General features: G+C 59.7%; 24 protein-coding genes and 4 pseudogenes. 10 read left to right on the forward strand and 18 right to left on the reverse strand.

Features of this window, described 5'->3' with window-relative positions; translation table 11 throughout:
- Positions 1-218: 218 nt before the first annotated feature.
- A pseudogene (locus GFM02_RS34880) lies at positions 219-335 on the forward strand (helix-turn-helix domain-containing protein); the annotation flags it as partial.
- Between the two features lie 41 nt (positions 336-376).
- Here GFM02_RS34880 and GFM02_RS00005 read toward each other — a convergent pair.
- The 5 genes from GFM02_RS00005 to GFM02_RS00025 are packed head-to-tail and all read right to left on the reverse strand — an operon-like array spanning position 377 to position 4,286.
- A complete protein-coding gene (locus GFM02_RS00005; RefSeq protein WP_168320382.1) occupies positions 377-1,534 on the reverse strand; it encodes a glutathionylspermidine synthase family protein in 1,158 nt (385 codons plus the stop codon).
- A 1-nt stretch (position 1,535) separates the two neighbouring features.
- The gene (locus GFM02_RS00010) at positions 1,536-2,129 is read right to left on the reverse strand and encodes a DUF1190 domain-containing protein (RefSeq protein ID WP_168320383.1); all 594 of its coding nucleotides are present in this window, start codon (positions 2,127-2,129) and stop codon (positions 1,536-1,538) included.
- An 11-nt stretch (positions 2,130-2,140) separates the two neighbouring features.
- The gene (locus GFM02_RS00015) at positions 2,141-2,542 is read right to left on the reverse strand and encodes a DUF350 domain-containing protein (RefSeq protein ID WP_027664870.1); all 402 of its coding nucleotides are present in this window, start codon (positions 2,540-2,542) and stop codon (positions 2,141-2,143) included.
- Positions 2,543-2,577: 35 nt separating this feature from the next.
- On the reverse strand, positions 2,578-3,234 hold the full coding sequence (locus GFM02_RS00020) for a YjfK family protein (protein ID WP_168320384.1): 657 nt from the start codon (positions 3,232-3,234) through the stop codon (positions 2,578-2,580).
- Complete coding sequence (locus tag GFM02_RS00025; protein WP_168320782.1) at positions 3,231-4,286, reverse strand: ion channel; 1,056 nt, start codon at positions 4,284-4,286, stop codon at positions 3,231-3,233. Before GFM02_RS00025 ends, GFM02_RS00020 begins: the two co-directional genes overlap by 4 nt.
- Before the next feature lie 103 nt (positions 4,287-4,389).
- On the opposite strand from GFM02_RS00025, the gene GFM02_RS00030 reads away from it, so the two are divergent.
- The 6 genes from GFM02_RS00030 (at position 4,390) to GFM02_RS00055 (ending at position 7,573) form a co-directional block, all read left to right on the forward strand.
- Entirely contained in the window at positions 4,390-4,836 is a 447-nt protein-coding gene (locus tag GFM02_RS00030; protein WP_029871137.1) for a YjfI family protein, read from the forward strand.
- A complete protein-coding gene (locus GFM02_RS00035; RefSeq protein WP_131627356.1) occupies positions 4,833-5,567 on the forward strand; it encodes a PspA/IM30 family protein in 735 nt (244 codons plus the stop codon). Before GFM02_RS00030 ends, GFM02_RS00035 begins: the two co-directional genes overlap by 4 nt.
- 278 nt (positions 5,568-5,845) lie before the next feature.
- Positions 5,846-6,331, forward strand: coding sequence for a type II RES/Xre toxin-antitoxin system antitoxin (gene parS, locus GFM02_RS00040; RefSeq protein ID WP_012755584.1), 486 nt, complete (start codon positions 5,846-5,848; stop codon positions 6,329-6,331).
- Positions 6,328-6,834 (forward strand): RES family NAD+ phosphorylase, encoded by a 507-nt coding sequence (locus GFM02_RS00045; protein ID WP_168320385.1) that lies wholly within the window; start codon positions 6,328-6,330, stop codon positions 6,832-6,834. Before parS ends, GFM02_RS00045 begins: the two co-directional genes overlap by 4 nt.
- 110 nt (positions 6,835-6,944) lie before the next feature.
- Complete coding sequence (locus GFM02_RS00050) at positions 6,945-7,202, forward strand: ribbon-helix-helix domain-containing protein (protein WP_003550229.1); 258 nt, start codon at positions 6,945-6,947, stop codon at positions 7,200-7,202.
- The gene (locus tag GFM02_RS00055) at positions 7,202-7,573 is read left to right on the forward strand and encodes a type II toxin-antitoxin system RelE/ParE family toxin (RefSeq protein WP_168320386.1); all 372 of its coding nucleotides are present in this window, start codon (positions 7,202-7,204) and stop codon (positions 7,571-7,573) included. Before GFM02_RS00050 ends, GFM02_RS00055 begins: the two co-directional genes overlap by 1 nt.
- A 159-nt stretch (positions 7,574-7,732) precedes the next feature.
- Here GFM02_RS00055 and GFM02_RS00060 read toward each other — a convergent pair whose 3' ends face one another.
- From GFM02_RS00060 to GFM02_RS00080, 5 genes are all read right to left on the reverse strand, one after another.
- Positions 7,733-8,458, reverse strand: a complete 726-nt coding sequence (locus GFM02_RS00060) for an amino acid ABC transporter ATP-binding protein (protein ID WP_168320387.1) — start codon at positions 8,456-8,458, stop codon at positions 7,733-7,735.
- Positions 8,436-9,095 (reverse strand): amino acid ABC transporter permease, encoded by a 660-nt coding sequence (locus tag GFM02_RS00065; protein ID WP_017956570.1) that lies wholly within the window; start codon positions 9,093-9,095, stop codon positions 8,436-8,438. The genes GFM02_RS00060 and GFM02_RS00065 overlap by 23 nt, the downstream gene beginning before the upstream one ends.
- Positions 9,092-9,763: an amino acid ABC transporter permease gene (locus GFM02_RS00070; protein ID WP_020047052.1), complete on the reverse strand. Its 672-nt coding sequence runs from the start codon at positions 9,761-9,763 to the stop codon at positions 9,092-9,094. The genes GFM02_RS00065 and GFM02_RS00070 overlap by 4 nt, the downstream gene beginning before the upstream one ends.
- Before the next feature lie 79 nt (positions 9,764-9,842).
- Entirely contained in the window at positions 9,843-10,628 is a 786-nt protein-coding gene (locus GFM02_RS00075; protein ID WP_020047053.1) for a transporter substrate-binding domain-containing protein, read from the reverse strand.
- 3 nt (positions 10,629-10,631) lie between these two features.
- Complete coding sequence (locus tag GFM02_RS00080; RefSeq protein WP_168320388.1) at positions 10,632-11,381, reverse strand: GntR family transcriptional regulator; 750 nt, start codon at positions 11,379-11,381, stop codon at positions 10,632-10,634.
- A 257-nt stretch (positions 11,382-11,638) separates the two neighbouring features.
- Here GFM02_RS00080 and GFM02_RS00085 point away from each other — a divergent pair, with 257 nt between their 5' ends.
- A complete protein-coding gene (locus GFM02_RS00085; protein ID WP_168320389.1) occupies positions 11,639-11,899 on the forward strand; it encodes a type II toxin-antitoxin system prevent-host-death family antitoxin in 261 nt (86 codons plus the stop codon).
- Between the two features lie 2 nt (positions 11,900-11,901).
- A complete protein-coding gene (locus GFM02_RS00090) occupies positions 11,902-12,330 on the forward strand; it encodes a PIN domain-containing protein (protein ID WP_168320390.1) in 429 nt (142 codons plus the stop codon).
- Positions 12,331-12,370: 40 nt separating this feature from the next.
- Here the strand turns inward: GFM02_RS00090 and GFM02_RS00095 are convergent, their stop codons facing one another.
- The 7 genes and pseudogenes from GFM02_RS00095 to GFM02_RS00125 all read right to left on the reverse strand — a co-directional run bounded on the left by GFM02_RS00095 (position 12,371) and on the right by GFM02_RS00125 (position 16,769).
- A complete protein-coding gene (locus GFM02_RS00095) occupies positions 12,371-13,141 on the reverse strand; it encodes an amino acid ABC transporter ATP-binding protein (protein WP_168320391.1) in 771 nt (256 codons plus the stop codon).
- A gap of 12 nt (positions 13,142-13,153) precedes the next feature.
- Entirely contained in the window at positions 13,154-13,813 is a 660-nt protein-coding gene (locus GFM02_RS00100) for an amino acid ABC transporter permease (RefSeq protein WP_020047057.1), read from the reverse strand.
- A 4-nt stretch (positions 13,814-13,817) separates the two neighbouring features.
- Complete coding sequence (locus GFM02_RS00105) at positions 13,818-14,480, reverse strand: amino acid ABC transporter permease (protein ID WP_026264480.1); 663 nt, start codon at positions 14,478-14,480, stop codon at positions 13,818-13,820.
- 113 nt (positions 14,481-14,593) lie between these two features.
- The gene (locus GFM02_RS00110) at positions 14,594-15,433 is read right to left on the reverse strand and encodes a transporter substrate-binding domain-containing protein (protein ID WP_020047059.1); all 840 of its coding nucleotides are present in this window, start codon (positions 15,431-15,433) and stop codon (positions 14,594-14,596) included.
- 115 nt (positions 15,434-15,548) lie between these two features.
- Positions 15,549-15,776 (reverse strand): annotated as a pseudogene (locus tag GFM02_RS00115) (PAS domain S-box protein); the annotation flags it as partial.
- A pseudogene (locus GFM02_RS00120) lies at positions 15,763-16,116 on the reverse strand (DUF1217 domain-containing protein); the annotation flags it as partial. The pseudogenes GFM02_RS00120 and GFM02_RS00115, both read right to left, overlap by 14 nt.
- 5 nt (positions 16,117-16,121) lie before the next feature.
- Positions 16,122-16,769 carry a TetR/AcrR family transcriptional regulator gene (locus tag GFM02_RS00125; protein WP_020047060.1) on the reverse strand — a complete coding sequence of 216 codons (648 nt, stop codon included), beginning with the start codon at positions 16,767-16,769 and terminating at the stop codon, positions 16,122-16,124.
- Between the two features lie 166 nt (positions 16,770-16,935).
- Between GFM02_RS00125 and GFM02_RS34885 the strand changes: the two are divergent.
- A pseudogene (locus GFM02_RS34885) lies at positions 16,936-17,097 on the forward strand (EF-hand domain-containing protein); the annotation flags it as partial.
- Between the two features lie 21 nt (positions 17,098-17,118).
- Here GFM02_RS34885 and GFM02_RS00130 read toward each other — a convergent pair.
- The gene (locus GFM02_RS00130; protein WP_168320392.1) at positions 17,119-17,367 is read right to left on the reverse strand and encodes a plasmid stabilization protein; all 249 of its coding nucleotides are present in this window, start codon (positions 17,365-17,367) and stop codon (positions 17,119-17,121) included.
- Positions 17,368-17,450: the final 83 nt, after the last annotated feature.

The following is a 17,450-nucleotide window of genomic DNA, read 5'->3' on the forward strand; positions in this document are numbered from 1 at the left end:
CCCTTCCCTTGCAACCCCGCCCAGCCGGTCCGGTCGGGGGCTGGTCGTCGGCGCTCGGGTATCGCATTTCTAAATGGCTGACGACGCCCAAAATGACATTTCTACTTTGCGCCAGAGCGGACATTCCAACTTCCCCGCCACAGTGTAGCCGGGTGGGCTCAAGGATGAAGTGCGACTTGCAATAGATAACAACGGTTTATCCTTGCAAGGAACGAGATATGAATTGCACCTACTCCCAGATCGATATGGATGAACGCCGCAAGATTGCCCGCTGGCGCACGGCTGGGATCAGCGTCGAAGTTATCGTCGAGAAACTTGGCCGGCATCGCTCGACGCATAGACGAAGATCGCTGCGCCTGAAGCGATATATCTCCTCCTACCCGACGATGACGTGCGGCACGAAACGCGATAGATTGGCGGTTATGCGCGAGCGGTCCTCGCGGACGGCAAGCCCGCAGGCGCGATCACCGACGATCCAACTGCCGAGCACGGCGAAGCCGCCATCGCTTTCGAAAAGCGGGGCATAGGCCTGGACGATAAAGCCTTCGTCGCCATAATCGCCGGGGGCGGAAATCAATTCACGGCCATCTCGGTATATCGTGACGTTCTCGCCTTCTCGCGACAGCAGCGGTTTGCGCACATAGTCCGTCAAAGTCGAGACCGCCGGGTCGTCGGTGAAATAGCTGGGCAGCAGGTTGGGATGATTGGGGTGGCGCTGCCAGAGCAGAGGCAGAAGCCCTTTGTTGGAGAGCACGGCCTTCCAGGCGGGCTCGACGAAAACATCGCCCGAGCGCACGAGATCGCGGGCGAACGGCTCGCGCAGCATGAATTCCCAGGGGTACAGCTTGAAGCAGCGGTCGATCACCCGATCCTTGAGGTCGGTGTAGCGGCCCTGCGCATCGATGCCGATCTCGCGGATGTCCAGAAGCTCGACGCGATGGCCGGCCTGCACTGCACAGTCCATCAGATAGACCGTCGTGCCGCGATCCTCCTCATTGTCGGTCATCGCCGCGAAGTGGAAGATCGACTCCTTGGAAAATTGCTCGAACGCCTCGACGAGGCTTTCCTGCAAGGAATTATACTGGTCCGCATCCTTGGGCAAAACACCCAAAGCCATCTGGTCGGTCAGCCAGTTGAACTGGAAATAGGCTGTCTCGAACACCGAAGTCGGGGTATCGGCGTTGTATTCGAGCAACTTGGCCGGACCAGTGCCGTCGTAAGCAAGATCGAAACGGCCATAGAGGTGCCGGTCGCGGCGCTGCCAGGAGCGCTGCACCACATCGCGCAGGTCCTCCGGAATGGCCAGCCTGTCGAGCGTCTCTTCGCTTCTGACGATATCGCCGACCATATCCATGCACATGTCGTGCAGTTCCTGGCTCGGCCCTTCGATCTGCATCTCGATCTCATCGAGCGTGAACGTATAGGCGGCATCGTCGAGCCAATAGGGCTCGCCATACATGACGTGAAACCCGAAGCCGACGGCGCGCGCCTTGTCAAGCCAATCAGGACGCGCCGGAAGGGTGATGCGCTTCATGTCAGCCGCCGAAACTGAACGACGAACGGCCCCCGAAGCCTTGACGGGCAACGGTGCGAGTGTTGACGTTGACCGGCTTGACAGTCTGACGCGAGGGCGCGATCGCGGTGTCGTTGCCGCCCGAGCGAACAGTCGTTGTCACCGTTTGCCCCGAGCGATTGCGATAAATTGGTGTCGAGCCGTAGGAGCCACTCTCCTCCTGGCGCCGGCGATAATTGTAATAGTCGCCGATGTTGTTGAGTGTGGAAGACAGCACGTAGCCTGTCAGGAACGGCACGAAAAAGCTGCCGCCTCCGCCGGTATTGTTGGGGACGGCACCGGCCGACTGTTCCGTGCATTGGCCCGAGCCGTATTCGGCCTCGCAGGCGGCCATGCCGTTGAAACGCGGCGCGGCGGCGAGATGGGCGCGCATCGCATCCTGATAGCCTGCCTGGCAGACCTGCCGGTCCATGCCGGAAGTCACGCATTGGTCGACCGAGGTGAACATTGTCTCCGAAGGTGTCTGATCGCCGCAACCCGACAGCGCCAGGGTCGAGGCAGCAATAGTGCCGAGGGCCAGGAAAGGTCGTTTGTGCCCGGTCATGCGTCTGCGCATCGTTCCCTCCCTCAATAGGTCATGCAGGCGGCGTTGAGAATACCGATGACGAGCGCGATGCCGCCACCCCATATGCCCGCGGCGATATCGTCCGCAGTGATCTTTTCATGCAGATCCGTCATGGTGAAATTCGCGATATAGAAAGCGAGGATCTGCGCCAGAATGCCGACCACCGCCCATATGATGTAGTCGACGATGCTGACCGAATTGGCTGCAGCCGAAGCCAGAGGCAGGCTGAAACCGACAAGCGCGCCCAAGAATGCCGTGACGGCGGCAAGATTGCCTGCGCGAATGAGTTGGACTTCCTTTTGTGGCGTCAAGAATGTGTAGATCACCGCAAAAACGCCATAGGCGGCAAGACCGACGGCGAAATAGCCGAGGAAGGCAGGCAGACCCGCCACATAATCGAGCATTGAAAAAGTCCTCCGTTGAAATTGATAGAATCTCCTCAGACGCGGCGAACATCGGCCGGAGTGAGTCCATAGCCGATCAGAAATTCCACCGAGCTGCCCGCCTGGCTCTGTCCGAGATCCAGGTCGCGCTCGACATTGATCAGAAGCATTTCGCGCGTCGAACCAAGCGGGCGATAATACAACATGCAAGTCTGGTGAATGGAGCGCTGCGCCTCACCGTCGTCGACCTTCTCGACAAACTCCGCCAATGGGGTGCGCTCCGGGCCCTCGCCCCAGAAGCGGCTATAGAGGATGCCATCGGCATCGTAGCTTGGCTGACCGATCAGGCCGTCCGGCCCGGTCCAGCGGTTCCATTCGCCCTGCCCGGCAGGCACGACGCTGTCCCAGGGCTGATAAAAGCTGATGTCGTCGACATCACCCGGCTGGCCCGACGTCGACATCACCTGAATCATCCGATGGTCCTCATCGTAGTAGCGCGACAGAACCGTCGCGGCATCGAGCGAAACCTCACCGTAGGCGGCGATGATGAACGGGCCGCTCCGTGGCAGCGGCATCGCCGGCTGGCCGGCCAAAGCCTCGGCTTCGAGGGAGAGGAAATCGATGTCCAACGCCCCCCCGATGGCGGCGCTCAACGGGCCAAGTTCTTTGGGTAAGGGCCTTTCGTTCTTGTCTCTGCCGAACCAGCCGATCATGATACGTCTCCCATTCGAGCCCAAGCGATGGCAGCGGGATCTAGCCGCATTCCGCTGATGTAGTAAAGGGTCTCGCCGCCCCGCATCAGCGTCTCGTCCTGGCAATTGAGGTCGGTCATGCCCTGGCTCAGCATGCCCACCAGCGTCACATTATGCTGACGCTTGAGCCTTAAAAACACGTCCCCATAGAGTAGCGGCGTTTGCAAAGGCGGTACCGGCAGCGAAAACGCCGTGTCGGTGGAAGCGGCCGACAGCAGCCGTGCGGCGATTTCCGAAGAGCCTGGATCACGAGCGGAACGCGACAGCAGCTCCTCGGCGAGCGAGCCCACCGCCTCGACGCGCGGCCGGCGTTGTTTGACCATCTGTGCCGTGCGGTCGTCGGCGAAATAGGCGACGATATGGGCATTGGGCGCGTGGTCTTCGGCAATCAGCACGGCGGCGAGCGTCTCGTCGTCATTTGCACCGCGCGCGATGATCGCGCGCGCCTTCGCCACTCCGGCCCGCACCAGAGCGTCGGCATCGGCAAGCCGCTCGGTTCTGATATAGTCGGCGTAATTGCTGGCGGGATTTTCCGGCAGGTCCTTGGCAACCAAAACGCTCATCGGTTCGTTGGCCTGTCGTTCGGCATGCAGCAGCCGCAGCGTCTGGTATGTCTGCCCCTCTTGCCAGCCCAGGACGATGATATGGCCGGCGCGTTCGCTGTAATCACCCAATCCGCGCATGCGGTTTCTCCAGATCGTACCGATATTTGTCAACAACTTGCCAAGAACAGCGGTGAAGATGGCAATGCCGCCGGGAAGAACGAACAGGACGGCAATTAATCGGCCAGGCCCCGATTTTGGAGAAAGATCTCCATAGCCGACAGTCGTTGCCGTCACCATATAGTAATAAAGAAAATCGACCGGATTACCGACCAGATCGCCTTCGCCGGCGAGCATGAAGAGCAGATAAGAAGCGACCAGGTGGATCACGAGGATAACAAAAAGGGCTGACCAGGCCAATTCGCTGAGCGAGAGATATACACGCCGCATCAATGAAGCGATAAATGGCAAGCGATTCGCCCCCGTTCCCAACGCGTACCCTAGCGAAATTTATTTAGCGCACCAGATCTTTAAGTTGCAAACCGATTACCCAAATATTTTGACGTTCCAACCGATGGAGGACTTTTTGGAGACCTGGAACCTCACCACTTTAACGCGCCTGTTCGCCGCCGATCCCGACGCACTGGGTGATGTGGATGTAGCCGTACCCGAACAGGGCGACGTCATATGCGTGACTCTTAAGGAAAAAGGCGATCTCGACGTCTTCGTCGCGGTAAGCGGGGAGCGCGACATCCTAGTCAGCGCTGTTCTGGTGCCCTGCAAGGACGTGTCCAATCGAGAAGCCTTCGAACGTATGGTGCTGAAGACCCATAAGTTCGTGCCGCTCTCCAGCTTCGGCATCACCACGATCGACGGTGAGGAATGGTATGAATTGTTCGGCTCGCTGTCAGCACGCTCGCCGGCCGAGACGGTGGTAGAGGAAGTCGCGATTCTGGCTGCCAATGCCGTCGATGCGGCACATATGATTGAAGAATGGAAAAGCGGGGAGATTGCAGCATGAGCACCTGGGGAAAGATTTTCACCGCCATTCGCGGCGGCATCAACGAGGCAGCGGAAGCGGCCGCCGACAGCCAGTCCATGCGCATTCTTGACCAGGAAATCCGCGACGCAGAACAGTCGCTGCGCAGTGCGCGATCCGATCTGGCCGGCATCATGGCTTCCAACAAGAGCGTCATGCGCCGACTTGAAGAAAACCGCGCCAAGGACACCAAGGATACCGACAGCGCTCGTGCCGCGATCTCCGCGGGCCGCACGGATCTCGCTCAAGGTCTGGCTCAGCGCATTGCGAGTATCCGTGCCGAAGTGCAGCGCGACCAGGAAGAGCTCGATCGGCTGCTGCCCCGCCAGCAGCAGATGCTGCGCACGATCCAGGAGACCGAAGCGCGCATTGCTCAGATGAAGCGCGAGGTGGGGAATGTCAAAGCCAATGAGTCGCTGCTGCGCGCTCAATCGGCGATCGCCCATAGCCAGTCGGGCATCAATACCCGCCTCGGTAGCGCCGTCGAAAGTCTCGAACGCATCAAGAAACGCCAGGAAGTCACTGCCGGCCGCATCGAAGCCGGTGCCGAACTGGCCGCGCTGGAAAACGGCAGCGACCTCGATCGTCAGCTGCGCGAGGCCGGTATTGGCAGTTCGAGCCATTCGGCCGACGACATTCTTGCACAGCTGATGGCACCGAAACATTCGGTCGAGCCCATCTTGCTGCCTGCGCCGACCAGCAAAAAAGACTGACAATCCCGGGAGCGGCAGCCCTGCCTGCCATTCCCGCGCGCGCTTACGGAATTGGAACGCCGCAACCCAGCCTCTTAAAGCAGTGGGGATCGCGGCATTTCAATCCGCTGCAAGCTGCCCTTGGCAGGCGGTGCCATCGCCCGCCTGCCCGCTTGTTTGGCGCCGGCAGCGAGAAAGGCACGGTTCCGCGGCCGATACGCCGGATACGCCCGTCAGATCTTGAAATTTGTCGCGACACATGACATATAAAAAGCGACAGATGACGCAGGAGAAAGATCATGGCCGTCGCAGCAAAAGCACCTTCTTCAGCGGCAGGCGGTGGTGAACTGCAAAAAATAGAAGCATTGCTCGGCGGTTCGCGCATTCTGTCGCGTAGCCTGACCAATGCCCTCGACGCCCATGAGCTGCTCCTGCACGGCCTGCCTGCAACAGCACTGGATCATCTTGTCGGTACTCTCGTCGTCCTCGGCAAGAACGAGTCTCTCGAAAAGGCGGTGGGCATGAGCTTGCGCACCTGGCAGCGGCGGAAGGATACGCCTTCCAAGCCGCTCAGCCAGGAACAGAGCGGCCGCGCGTGGAAATTCGCCGAGATCCTCGCAAAGGCAACGGATATCTTCGGATCGCAGGCAGAAGCCGAACAATGGCTGGAGCGTCCGGCGGTCGGACTTGAGCAGCGCCGCCCGATCGATCTTCTCGGGACGCCCGCCGGCGTCGAGCTTGTCGAGGATCATCTCGATCGCCTGGAATACGGCGTCTATGCATGACCCTTTTGCCGATCGCGCTCGGCGGGACCGAGCTGGTCGCGTGGCGGCTCGATCAGGCCGTCCATGCGCCGACTTGGGATAGCGGAGAAGGCGCCTATCGGGTTGGCGGCCGCTGGAACAGCAAGGGGGTTCGCGCGGTCTACTGCTCGCTCGATCCCGCGACGGCGATCCTTGAAGTCGCGGTCCACAAGGGGTTCCGGGCGCTCGACACCGTGGCGCACAGGATGACGGCAGCTGTCATTGCCGACGTCGGCGATATCCATGTTGTCGATCCGGGAAACGTGCCCAATCCCAACTGGTTGCGCCCGGGCATTCCCAGCGCCGGACAGCAAACCTTCGGAGACGATTTGCTTCGACAGCATCGTTTCGTGGCGATCCCGAGCGCGGTCTCGCGGCATAGCTGGAACCTGATTTTTCTGGCAGGCGGCGCAACGGGCGCCTATGCGCTGAAGTTCCAGGAGGCTTTTGCCCTCGATACGCGGCTGCATCCGCCCACGTCATGAACGTCTTGGAGCCACGGGGATATTTGGAAGGGACCGAATCTCAATGTCAAATATTGACATCGCGACCCGGATGCAGAACAATTTCAGGAATTTGATAAGGAGGGTGCTACATGACCAGCAGCCTGCATGTGAGCTTGCCCGATGAAATGCGCGCCTTCGTCGATATGCGCGCCAACGGGAAGAGCCAGTACACGACGCCGAGCGAATATGTACGCGCCCTTATTCGCGAAGATATGGCACGCGAAGAAGATCGCCGCTATGCCATCCGCTCGCTGCTGCGGGCGGAAGAGGAATTCCGGCGCGGAGAGATGCTGCCCCTTTCCGCTCTGGATGCTATCGACGCGGAGCTGGATGAAGAACTGCGCTAGTGACTCCTCGCGTTCTCATCCTCCCGACCGCCCTTGATAACTACCGTCTGGCAGTCCGCGAAACGGCGCGAAAATGGTCCGCCGAACAGGCGAAAGCATATGGTCGCTTGCTGCGGGCGGGATTTGAAGGCATCCCCGAAGCCTATGCCCGCGTAAGGATAAAGAAAGACGAGCGCGCCGGGAATTCGCTCTTCCGGCTCCACAAGATAGAACACCATTACGCCGTATACATCGTCGTTGACGACTCAACCTTCGTCATTGCCGCGGTCTTGCATGAGCGGATGGATATTCCAGCGCAGCTGAGGACAATCGAACGATTGTCCGACAGAGAGTATGAAGCGTTGATGGGACATCCTCGGCCGAAGTCCTGAGGACGGTCGGCCGCGATCACCGGCGGCGCGGCGGCAGATCGAGCAGCAAGCCGCGTTAGATAGGCGAGAGGCGCCCGGTTGCCGAGCGGATAATCGACGCGCAAACGCAGCACGCCATAAAAATGCTCGATCCGCCAAGTCGGCTATTCTCACGGCCTCCTAGTTGACACCGAGAAATTGCTTCAGCTCAGCAGACTGCGGATTGGCAAAGACTTCCTCCGGCGGGCCTGCTTCGTGGACTCGGCCCTGGTGCATGAAGACGACGCGGTTGCAGACGTCGCGGGCGAACTTCATCTCGTGCGTCACCATCAGGAGGGTCATTCCCTCAGCGGCGAGTTCGCGCACGACGGCCAGAACTTCGGCGACCAGTTCCGGATCGAGCGCCGAGGTGATTTCGTCGCAGAGAAGTGCTGTCGGTTGCATGGCCAGCGCGCGGGCGATGGCGACACGCTGCTGCTGGCCGCCCGAGAGCTCGTCCGGATAGGCGTCGAACCTGTGACCCAGCCCTACCCGCTCCAGCATCTTGCGGGCGGTGGCCTCGGCTTCGGCTTTCGGGGTCTTCTTGACCACGGTCTGCGACAGCATGACGTTGCCGCCGACGGTCAGGTGCGGAAAGAGGTTGAACTGCTGAAAGATCATGCCGACCTTGAGGCGCAGTGCCTTCAGATGGACTTCGTCATCAAGGAGCTGCGCGCCGGCCACGGAGATGGAGCCGTCAGTGATGGTCTCCAGGCCGTTGATGCAGCGAAGCAGGGTCGATTTGCCCGAGCCGCTTTTGCCGATGATGGCGATGACCTCGCCGGCCTCCACATCGAGATTGATGCCTTTCAGCACTTCGGTGGTGCCAAAGCTCTTGCGGACTTCAGTGATTTCGATGAGCGACATTGAGCTTCCTTTCCAGGATCTGGCTGCTTTTTGACAAAGGCCAGCAAAGGGCGAAGTAGATGAGAGCGACGAGCCCGTAGACGGTGAAGGGCTGGAAAGTGGCATTGGTGACGACCGTGCCGGCTTTCGACAATTCGACGAAACCGATGATCGAGGTCAGCGCCGTTCCCTTGACGATTTGAACGGAGAAACCGACCGTCGGCGGTATGGCGACCCTCAGCGCCTGCGGGAGAATGACATAGCGCATCTGCTGCAACCGGCCCATACCGAGGCTGGCGGAGGCTTCCCATTGACCCCGCGCGACCGCTTCGACGCAGCCTCGCCAGATTTCGGCGAGAAAGGCGGCACTCCACAGGGTGAGCGCCAATCCCGCAGCAAGCCAGGCCGGTACGTCTATCCCGAAGAGGCCGAGACCGAAAAATGCGATGAAGAGCTGCATCAGCAGCGGCGTGCCCTGGAAGAGCTCGATGTAATATTTCGCGAGTGCCTTGAATGCCTTGCGCTTGCTGATGCGCAGGAACAGCAGCCCCAGTCCGACTGCGCCGCCGCCGATGAACGAGACGAGCGAAAGCAGGATCGTCCAGCGGGTGGCGAGCAGCAGGTTGCGCAGGATGTCCCAGAGTGTGAACTCGATCATCGTGCTGCTCTCCTCGGGAAAATGAACCCGCCGACCATCCCCAGCAGCTGCCGGAGCAGGATCGCCAGCACAAGATAGATGGCTGTCGAAACGATGTAGGCCTCGAAGGCGCGGAAGGTTCGCGATTGTATGAAGTTTGCGGCAAAGGTCAGATCCTCGGCGGCGATCTGCGAGACGACCGATGAGCCGAGCATGACGATGACCACTTGCGACGACAGCGCCGGCCAGATGCGCTGCAGGGATGGCACGAGAACGACATGCCGGAAGGTTTCGAAGCGCGTCATGGCAAGGCTCTCGCCTGCCTCGAACTGGCCTTTCGGGGTTGCCTGGATGCCCGCGCGGATGATTTCGCAGCTATAGGCGCCGAGGTTGACGACCATCGCGAGGTTCGCAGCCGTCAGCTCGGAAAGCTGCAGGCCGAGCGACGGCAGGCCGAAAAAGATGAAAAAGAGCTGGATCAGGAACGGCGTGTTGCGGATCAGCTCGACATAGGTCGCCACGACAGGCTTCAGCCAGGCCGGGCCGAGTGCACGCACCCAGGCACAGAAGATGCCGAGCGATATGCCGAGCACTCCGCCGATCGCGATAAGCTCCAGCGTGATCAGTATGCCCTTGATGATCTCAGGATAATATTCAAGCAGCCAGCCGAATTCGAAATGGTAACTCAAGGAATTGTCCCCTCTTGTGGCGACGGAGCGTCATGTCATCCCGCTCGCGGGCGCGGGATGACATCCGTGAGACCGGTCCTTAGAGATCCGACGGGAGATCGGCGCCGAGCCACTTCTGCGATATGGCGTTCAGCGCGCCATCGGTTTTTGCGGCGGCGACAATGCCGTTCACCTTCTCCAGAAGAGCTGCCTGTTCCTTGTTGAGACCGATGTAGCAGGGCGAGTTCTTGATAAGGAACTTCATCTCAGGGCGCTTGGGAGGATTTTTGGCGAGGATCGCAGCGGCCACGACGTTGCCGGTAGCGATGGTGTCGACCTGGCCGGACAGAAAGGCCGAGATGGTGCCATTATTGTCCTCGTAGCGCTTGATCGTCGCGTCGGCCGGCGCGATCTTCGTCAGCTCGAGATCCTCCACGGCGCCGCGCGTGACGCCGATGCTCTTGCCGGCGAGATCTTCCACCTTGGCGATCGAAAGATCGGCCGGTGCGAACACGCCGTTGAAGAAGGGTGCGTAGGCGGTGGTGAAATCGATCACCTTTTCGCGCTCCGCATTCTTTCCGAGGCTTGATATGACCAGATCGACTTTGTTCGTCTGCAGATAGGGAACGCGGTTGGCGCTGGTGACCGGCACGAGTTCGGTCTTGACGCCCAGCTTTTCGGCAATGAGATTGGCCACATCGATATCGTAGCCCATCGGCGCCATATCGGTACCGACGCTGCCGAAGGGCGGGAAATCCTGCGGAACGGCGACACGCAGCGTACCGCGCGCCGTGATGTCGGCGAGAGCATCGGCGTAAGACGCCGAGCCGAAGCCGAAGGTTGCAGCCAGGGTCGCCATGGCGAAGAAGACTCGTCTTGTCAGCATAGTTTAATTGCTCCTTTGGATGTGTGGTTTCTGGGGTCTGACAGTTTGGGCGGAGGATACGGTCTTGGGAGGAAGTGACAGGGAACTGCGCAGTTCCGAGAGCGGGTCCGGGCGTGTGGTGAGGTCGAGGCCCGTTTCCACTTCGTCCAGATGTTCGATGGAGAGTTCTGCGGCTCTGACGAAATCGCCCGCTTGCATGGCCTCGAAGATCCGGCAATGCCCGTCATGGGACTGTGCGGCATGAAATTCAGACTGATAGAGCATCGAAATGAGGATCGTCCGCGCGGTGAGATCGCGGAGGATGTCGACGATGATGGCGTTACCGCTCAATTCTGCGATGCGGATGTGGAAATCGCCCATCAAATAGGTCAGGCGCTGGCGGTCGCCCGCAGCCATTGCGCTTTTTTCCTCGTTCAAATGCGCGTCGAGCGCTTCGCGTCCCTCGCCTGTCAGCACGCGCATGCCGCGCAGCAACCCGGCTTCGATGACGCGCCGTGCCTCATAGACTGCGGTCGCCTCTTCAGCGGACGGCTCGACAACAAACCAGCCTCGTCTCGGACTGACATGCACGATGCCGCGTGTTTCCAGGCGCATCATGGCTTCGCGGACGCGGGTTCGAGACACACCGAAGAGCGCCGCCAGCTGGTTTTCGCTGAGACGCGTCCCAGGCCGAATTTTAGCTGAAAGAATCCCGGAAACGATCGTCTCCTCGATGGTCTTCTGCGTGCTCTCAGATGTGTGGCTATCTTGCATACAAGACAGGAAAGCAAAGCTCGTGCCAAAATTCTGCGTTCAGGATTTCCAAGATGTCTCGGATCCCTCGCCCTGGAATTTGCACGCTGGGAATGCAGACTGAGCGTAAATTGAGCGAGTCCCCGCAAATTCCTTGCAAACTCCTCAGCGTTGGCCGCCCAAAGCCGGCAAAGCCCCTTCCCTATCGAAAAGTTGCTTGCGGCTGGACCGCTTCGGCTTATATAGTCATGGTAGTCACTATAGTCAGGATAGAGCGAATGCAACCATCACGATCAGAGGATAAACGTTGGACCGTCGCCAGTGCGAAGGCCAAGCTGTCTGAGGTTATCGAACGCGCGCAAGCAACGCCGCAAACGATCATGCGCAATGGTAAACCAAGCGTCGTCGTCGTTTCGGCCGAGGAATGGCAGCGGAAGACCGCGCGCAAGGGCACCCTTGCAGAGTTTCTGATGCAATCGCCGCTGCGTGGCGCCGATCTGGACCTCGAACGACAGCGCGACGAACCGCGAGATCTCTAGCTGTGAGACTTCTGCTGGACACCAACGTGCTTTCCGAGGTGACAAGGCCGCGTCCCGATGCACATGTCCTACAATGGCTGGACAGTCTCGACGAGGATCGCTCATTCATCAGCACCGTATCGATCGCGGAGATCCGGCGTGGTGTTGCATTGATGGGAAGCGGTCGGAAGCGCGACGCGCTGGCCGAATGGCTTGCCCAGGATCTGCCGCAGCGCTTCGAGCAGCGCGTCATCCCCGTGGACCAGCCGGTTGCGATAGCCTGGGGCGACTTGACGGGGCTCGCAAAGCGAAGCGGACGCGGCTTGTCGTCAATGGACGGCCTGATTGCCGCCACCGCGATTGCTCACGATCTCATCCTCGCCACGCGCAATATAAAGGATTTCGAGGGCTTGGGGATCGAACTTGTCGACCCTTGGACCGAGCGCCCGTGACGATCCGCAGAGCGGACGGTCATGGGATCTTTCTTTTCGCCTAATTGAAACTCGAGGTTTTGAGGAATTCCGCCAGTCGTTCGGTCTTCGGATGCACGAACATGTCCTTCGGATCGCCCTCTTCGCAGATGACCCCCTGATTCATGAAGATGACCCGTGACGAAACGTCGTAGGCAAAGCGCATCTCGTGCGTGACGAGCAGCATGGTCATGCCGTCGGCGGCAAGCCCCTTGATGACCTGGAGCACTTCGCCCACCAGCTCGGGGTCGAGCGCGGAGGTCACTTCGTCGAACAGCATCAGCCTCGGCGACATGGCGATGGCGCGGGCGATCGCGACGCGCTGCTGCTGGCCGCCGGACAGCTGGCCGGGATAATGGTTCGCGCGGGCGGAAAGGCCGACACGATCGAGCCATTTTTCCGCGATGGCGCGCGCATCCGGCTTCGTCATCTTCTTCACCTTGACGAGGCCGAGCATGACGTTTTCAGCGGCGCTCATATGCGGGAAGAGATTGAACTGCTGAAACGCCATGCCGGTCAGCGCGCGCTGGCGCGCTATCTCCTTCTCGCTCTTGCGGCGCCGCGTCGCGCCTTCGGCGCGGTAGCCGATCTCCTCGCCATCGAGGCTGATCGTGCCGCCCTGGAACTCTTCGAGCATGTTGATGCAGCGCAGCAAGGTGGTCTTTCCGGAGCCGGACGAGCCGATGATGGAAATGACTTCGCCCTCCTCAACGGCGCAATCGACGCCCTTGAGGACTTCGTGGATGCCGTAAGTCTTGCGCAGACCCTGGATGTCGAGAATGGTCTTGGCCATCGGGGTGTCTCCTCAGGACGGCAGGGCGGTCTTGCGCTCGACATATTTGCCGAAGTGCTCGATGCCGTAGTTGATGATGAAATAGAGACCACCGGCCAGGAAATAGAACTGGAGGCTCATGAAATTGCGGGAGATGATTTCCTGCGTGCGCAGGAGAAGCTCCGCGACGCCGATGACGGAGAGCAGCGTCGAGGCCTTCACCATCTCGGCCGCCGTATTCACCCAGGCCGGCAGGCACTGGCGCATGGCCTGCGGCCACAGCACCGAGGTGAAGGTCTGGGTAAAGGTCAAGCCGATCGCCTTGGCGGCTTCGGTCTGCCCTTTCGGGATCGCCTGAAGCGCCCCGCGCACGATTTCGCCGACATGGGAGGAGCAGAAGATGGCAAGGGCGAGCACGCCGGCCGAGAACGGCCCGAGATCGAGGCCGACGGCGGCGGAGACATAGTAGCTCGCCAGCACCAGCACGAGCACCGGCGTGCCACGGATGATATCCGTATAGGCGCGCACGGCCAGACGCAGAACAACGCCGCCATAGACGAGCGCCAAACCGACGAAAACGCCGAGTATGGAACCCGCGAGGATGGCCAGCAGGGAGATCGACACGGTCACGCCGATGCCGTTCATGACGACGTGTCGGGCGATCCAGAGTTGTTCGAGAAAGGTGTGGGACATCGGCTTATCTCGGCAGGGCCAGACGGCGCTCGACGAAGCGCATCACGGCGGCGATGAGGAAACAGGTCGCGACATAGAGGGCTGATGTGACCATCCAAGTTTCTATGACGCGGAAGCTCTCGACATTGATCTTGCGGGCGGCAAACGTCAGTTCAGGCACGGCGATGGCGGCGGCAAGCGAGGTGTCCTTGAAGAGCGAGATGATCGTCGAGGAAAGCGATGGCAGCACGTTGCGCAGCATCAGCGGAGCGATGATGGAGCTGCGGATCTGCATCCCCGTCAGGCCGATAGCAAGCCCCGCTTCCGTCAGTCCTCTCGGAATAGACAGCAGCCCGGCGCGGAACACCTCAGCCAGATAGGCGCCGGAATAAAGCGACAGAACCAGGACGAAGCTTTTTATCTTGTCGAGGCGCACGCCCATCTGCGGCAGCGCGAAAAACACGAAAAGCACCAGGACGAGAATCGGCAGGTTGCGAATGACAGTGACATAGACCCGTGCCGGCACAACTGCAAAACGGCTCTTGGATGTCAGCGCGAAGGCCACGACAAGGCCGATCGCGGCCCCGATCAGGATCGAGATCACCGCAAGGCCGAGACTGAGCGCGAGCCCGCTCAAGAGAAAATCGAAGTTGCGCCAGACGGCAGCGAAATTCAGCGTGTAACCCATACGGGCCGTCCTTTCAGGCCAGAGCATGATGCCGAAAAGTGCGAGCGGTTTTCGGCATCATGCTCTCACTCTTTAAATGCAGAGCGGGAAATATGTCCCGCTCCGCATGGCTGTTACTTGAACTCGACCGGGAAGCCGATCTGCGGCGGCGTCAGATCTTTGCCGAACCAGGTCTTGAAGGACTTGGCGTAAAAGTCGAATTCAACGCCGGTCATGGCTTCGTGCAGGGCGGTGTTGACGAAGTTCAGCCAGTCCTGATCGCCGCGCTTGACGCCGCAGGCGTAGGTCTGCGGGTTCCAGCCGTAGCCGGCATCTTTATAGCGGCCCGGGTTCTGCGTCATGTACCAGGCGAGCGACGACTGGTCCGTGGCGACTGCATCGGCGCGTCCCGATTCCAGCGCCTGATAGATCAGGTCGACGGAATCGTATTGGTCGACGGTCGCCTCCGGCAAGGCCGCATGCACCATCGCCTCGGCGTAGACGTTCTGGAGAACCGAGATGGTGACGGAGGAGCCGGCCGCCTTGAGGGTGGCGTAGTCGGCATATTTGCCATCCGCCTTGAGCATCAGGCCGACACCCTCGCGATAATAAGGAATGGTGAAGGCAACCTGCTGGGCGCGTTCGCCGGTAACGGTCATGAACTGGCAGGTGATGTCGACTTTGTCGGTGGTGATGTTCGGGATGCGGGCGTCGGAGGACTGGTTCACATACTCGATCTTCTCAGGATCGCCGAAGAGCGCCTTGGCGATGATGTGGCCCATGTCGACGTCGAATCCCTGAAGCTTGTCGTCGGCGCTCTTGAAGTGCCAAGGCGCATTGGTGCTGCCCGTGCCGAGGACGAGATGGCCGCGGGCCAGCACTTCATCGAGCTTGCTGCCTTCGGCCAGCGCAGGCGTGGACAACAGAGCGGCGACAGCCAGCGACATCACGCCGGTGCGAAAGGAAATGGTCATGGCGTTCCCCTTATGGATTGTTCCTATTGTTCCAGTATACTGGACGCATGTCTGTTTTACTGGAATAATGCTATGAAGTGCCATCAGGGATGAATTGTCAATGGGTCATGCTGAAAAAACGCGCAGCGGAGCGCGTGGTGATTTTTTCGGCAGTGCAGGATGTATAGGCAGGTTCGACAAACATGCTGTGATGTTTTCCGACGATCTCCCTCAACTCGTAACCAAGCGCCCTGCCGAAGCTCTCGTTTGCGGTGAGGATATCGCCCGATAAATCAAACTCGATCATGGCATCTGCACCACGATCAAGAATACTCACGCGCGACGCGCGCGTCCGACGTGACATCGTTGGGATCGAGCCCCTTCGCCTCGAGCACGAAGGAACCAGACGATCGTCGGCCAGGAATTCGCTGGCCGTGGTCGTCATCATCTGGTCGTGAAAATAGGCAAATTTTTTCGTCCGCCGCGTCGGTCGCTTCGGTCAACTCGTCGCCTTCGAGATATCGGATCTTGTCCTGCTTGCAGTAGGTTGCATAGTCGTCGACGACGGACTCCGACATGGCCTGCAGCGAAACGGTCACGTCACCATTGCTGTCGAAGTTGATGGCTTCGGCGACGAACCGGTCACCATCGAGGCTGTTGAAATAGCTTCGAGTCCGAGCATCGCTTTCCAGGATTTTTCGAATGCGCTTTAGGCGGCGCCGACGCCTGCGGCAAAGATGGCAATGCAGCGGCGAAGATGGGCAAACAGTTGAGCCCGATCGGGCCAGGCCCGCGCGCGCCCTTCCGGCGGACCCATGCCGCCGAGGATCATATCCATCAGCATCCGGGCTCCGCTCGCCGTATCGTCCAGCGTCAATCTGCCTTCCGACCGGCGTTCGCTCAGCCAGTCGGCGAGATGCTGGCGGCTGGCAAGCATGCCTTCGCGCTGCAGGATATCGACAAGTTCCGGAAATTGCGCCGCTTCGCGAAAGACGAGCTGCAGGAAGCCGGTGCGATCGGCATCCTTGTCCTCATCCATATCGATCATGAAGATGCGTTCGAGGCTCGCGGCTATCGAGATATCTTCGGCAGGCCTGGGCAGATCGAGCATCAGGCGTCGATGCGCGCCGACCACGGCAGCAAACAACTCTTCCTTGCTCTGAAACAGCTTATAGAGCGTCTGCTTCGAAACGCCCGCCTCGGAGGCGACGATCGCGGTCGTGCTTCCGGCATAACCGTATTTGACGAAAACGCGGCCGGCGACTTCAACGATATGCGCCCGCTTGTCCTCGTCGCTGGAAACTTTCGGTCGACCGCGTTTGCGCGGCTCAGCCGCAGGCTCGTCGACAATATCCATGATGGTCTAGACCACTCTGCCGAAACGCGTAGCGACGACCTGAGAACGTAGACTACGATTTCTAAGGGATAGTGTTCTCGGTTGTGGCATTAGTGATTTCGATTTAAAGAACTAATCAGTTCTGTAATGCGCGTTGCGTCCCCACCTCCCTAGCGATGGAGCGCTTATGACGACTATTTCCGCTGCAACATCAGTCTCTTCCTATTCCTATAGCAAGCGCCCGACATCCGGGTCCCAGAACATCTTATCGTCTAATACGGTTTCGTCGGCAAAAGCAACCAAAAGCGGGCAGCTCGACGAAGACACGTCGAGCAGCGCCGATCCGATATGACGTTGGTATCGAGAAAGATCAAAGTTCGATGCCCTTGTGTGCCCGCCTGTCCTCTTTGATGGCTGATTCAAGGTCGATATCCGTGCTGCTTTGCTGCAGAAGACGAGCATAGAAGGTCGTGGCTGCCTCGCGGCCGGCTTCCCGTATTTCATACGATTCCAGAGCCCGCTCAACGATGTCAGCTATTGAGCGATTTTCGCGCCAGGCAAGCCGATGCGCAAGATCGCGTGCCTTCGCACTGCGCACGGAAAGTTGAGGTTCAGCCATGTCGGTCTCCTTTCACCTGTATATAGCATCAGTCAGCCATCAACATGGCAACTGATGGCTTGATACCACAAGTATTCAGGGTC

The sequence above is a fragment of the Rhizobium leguminosarum bv. viciae genome (assembly GCF_012276115.1).
GTDB classification, from domain to species: domain Bacteria; phylum Pseudomonadota; class Alphaproteobacteria; order Rhizobiales; family Rhizobiaceae; genus Rhizobium; species Rhizobium leguminosarum_T.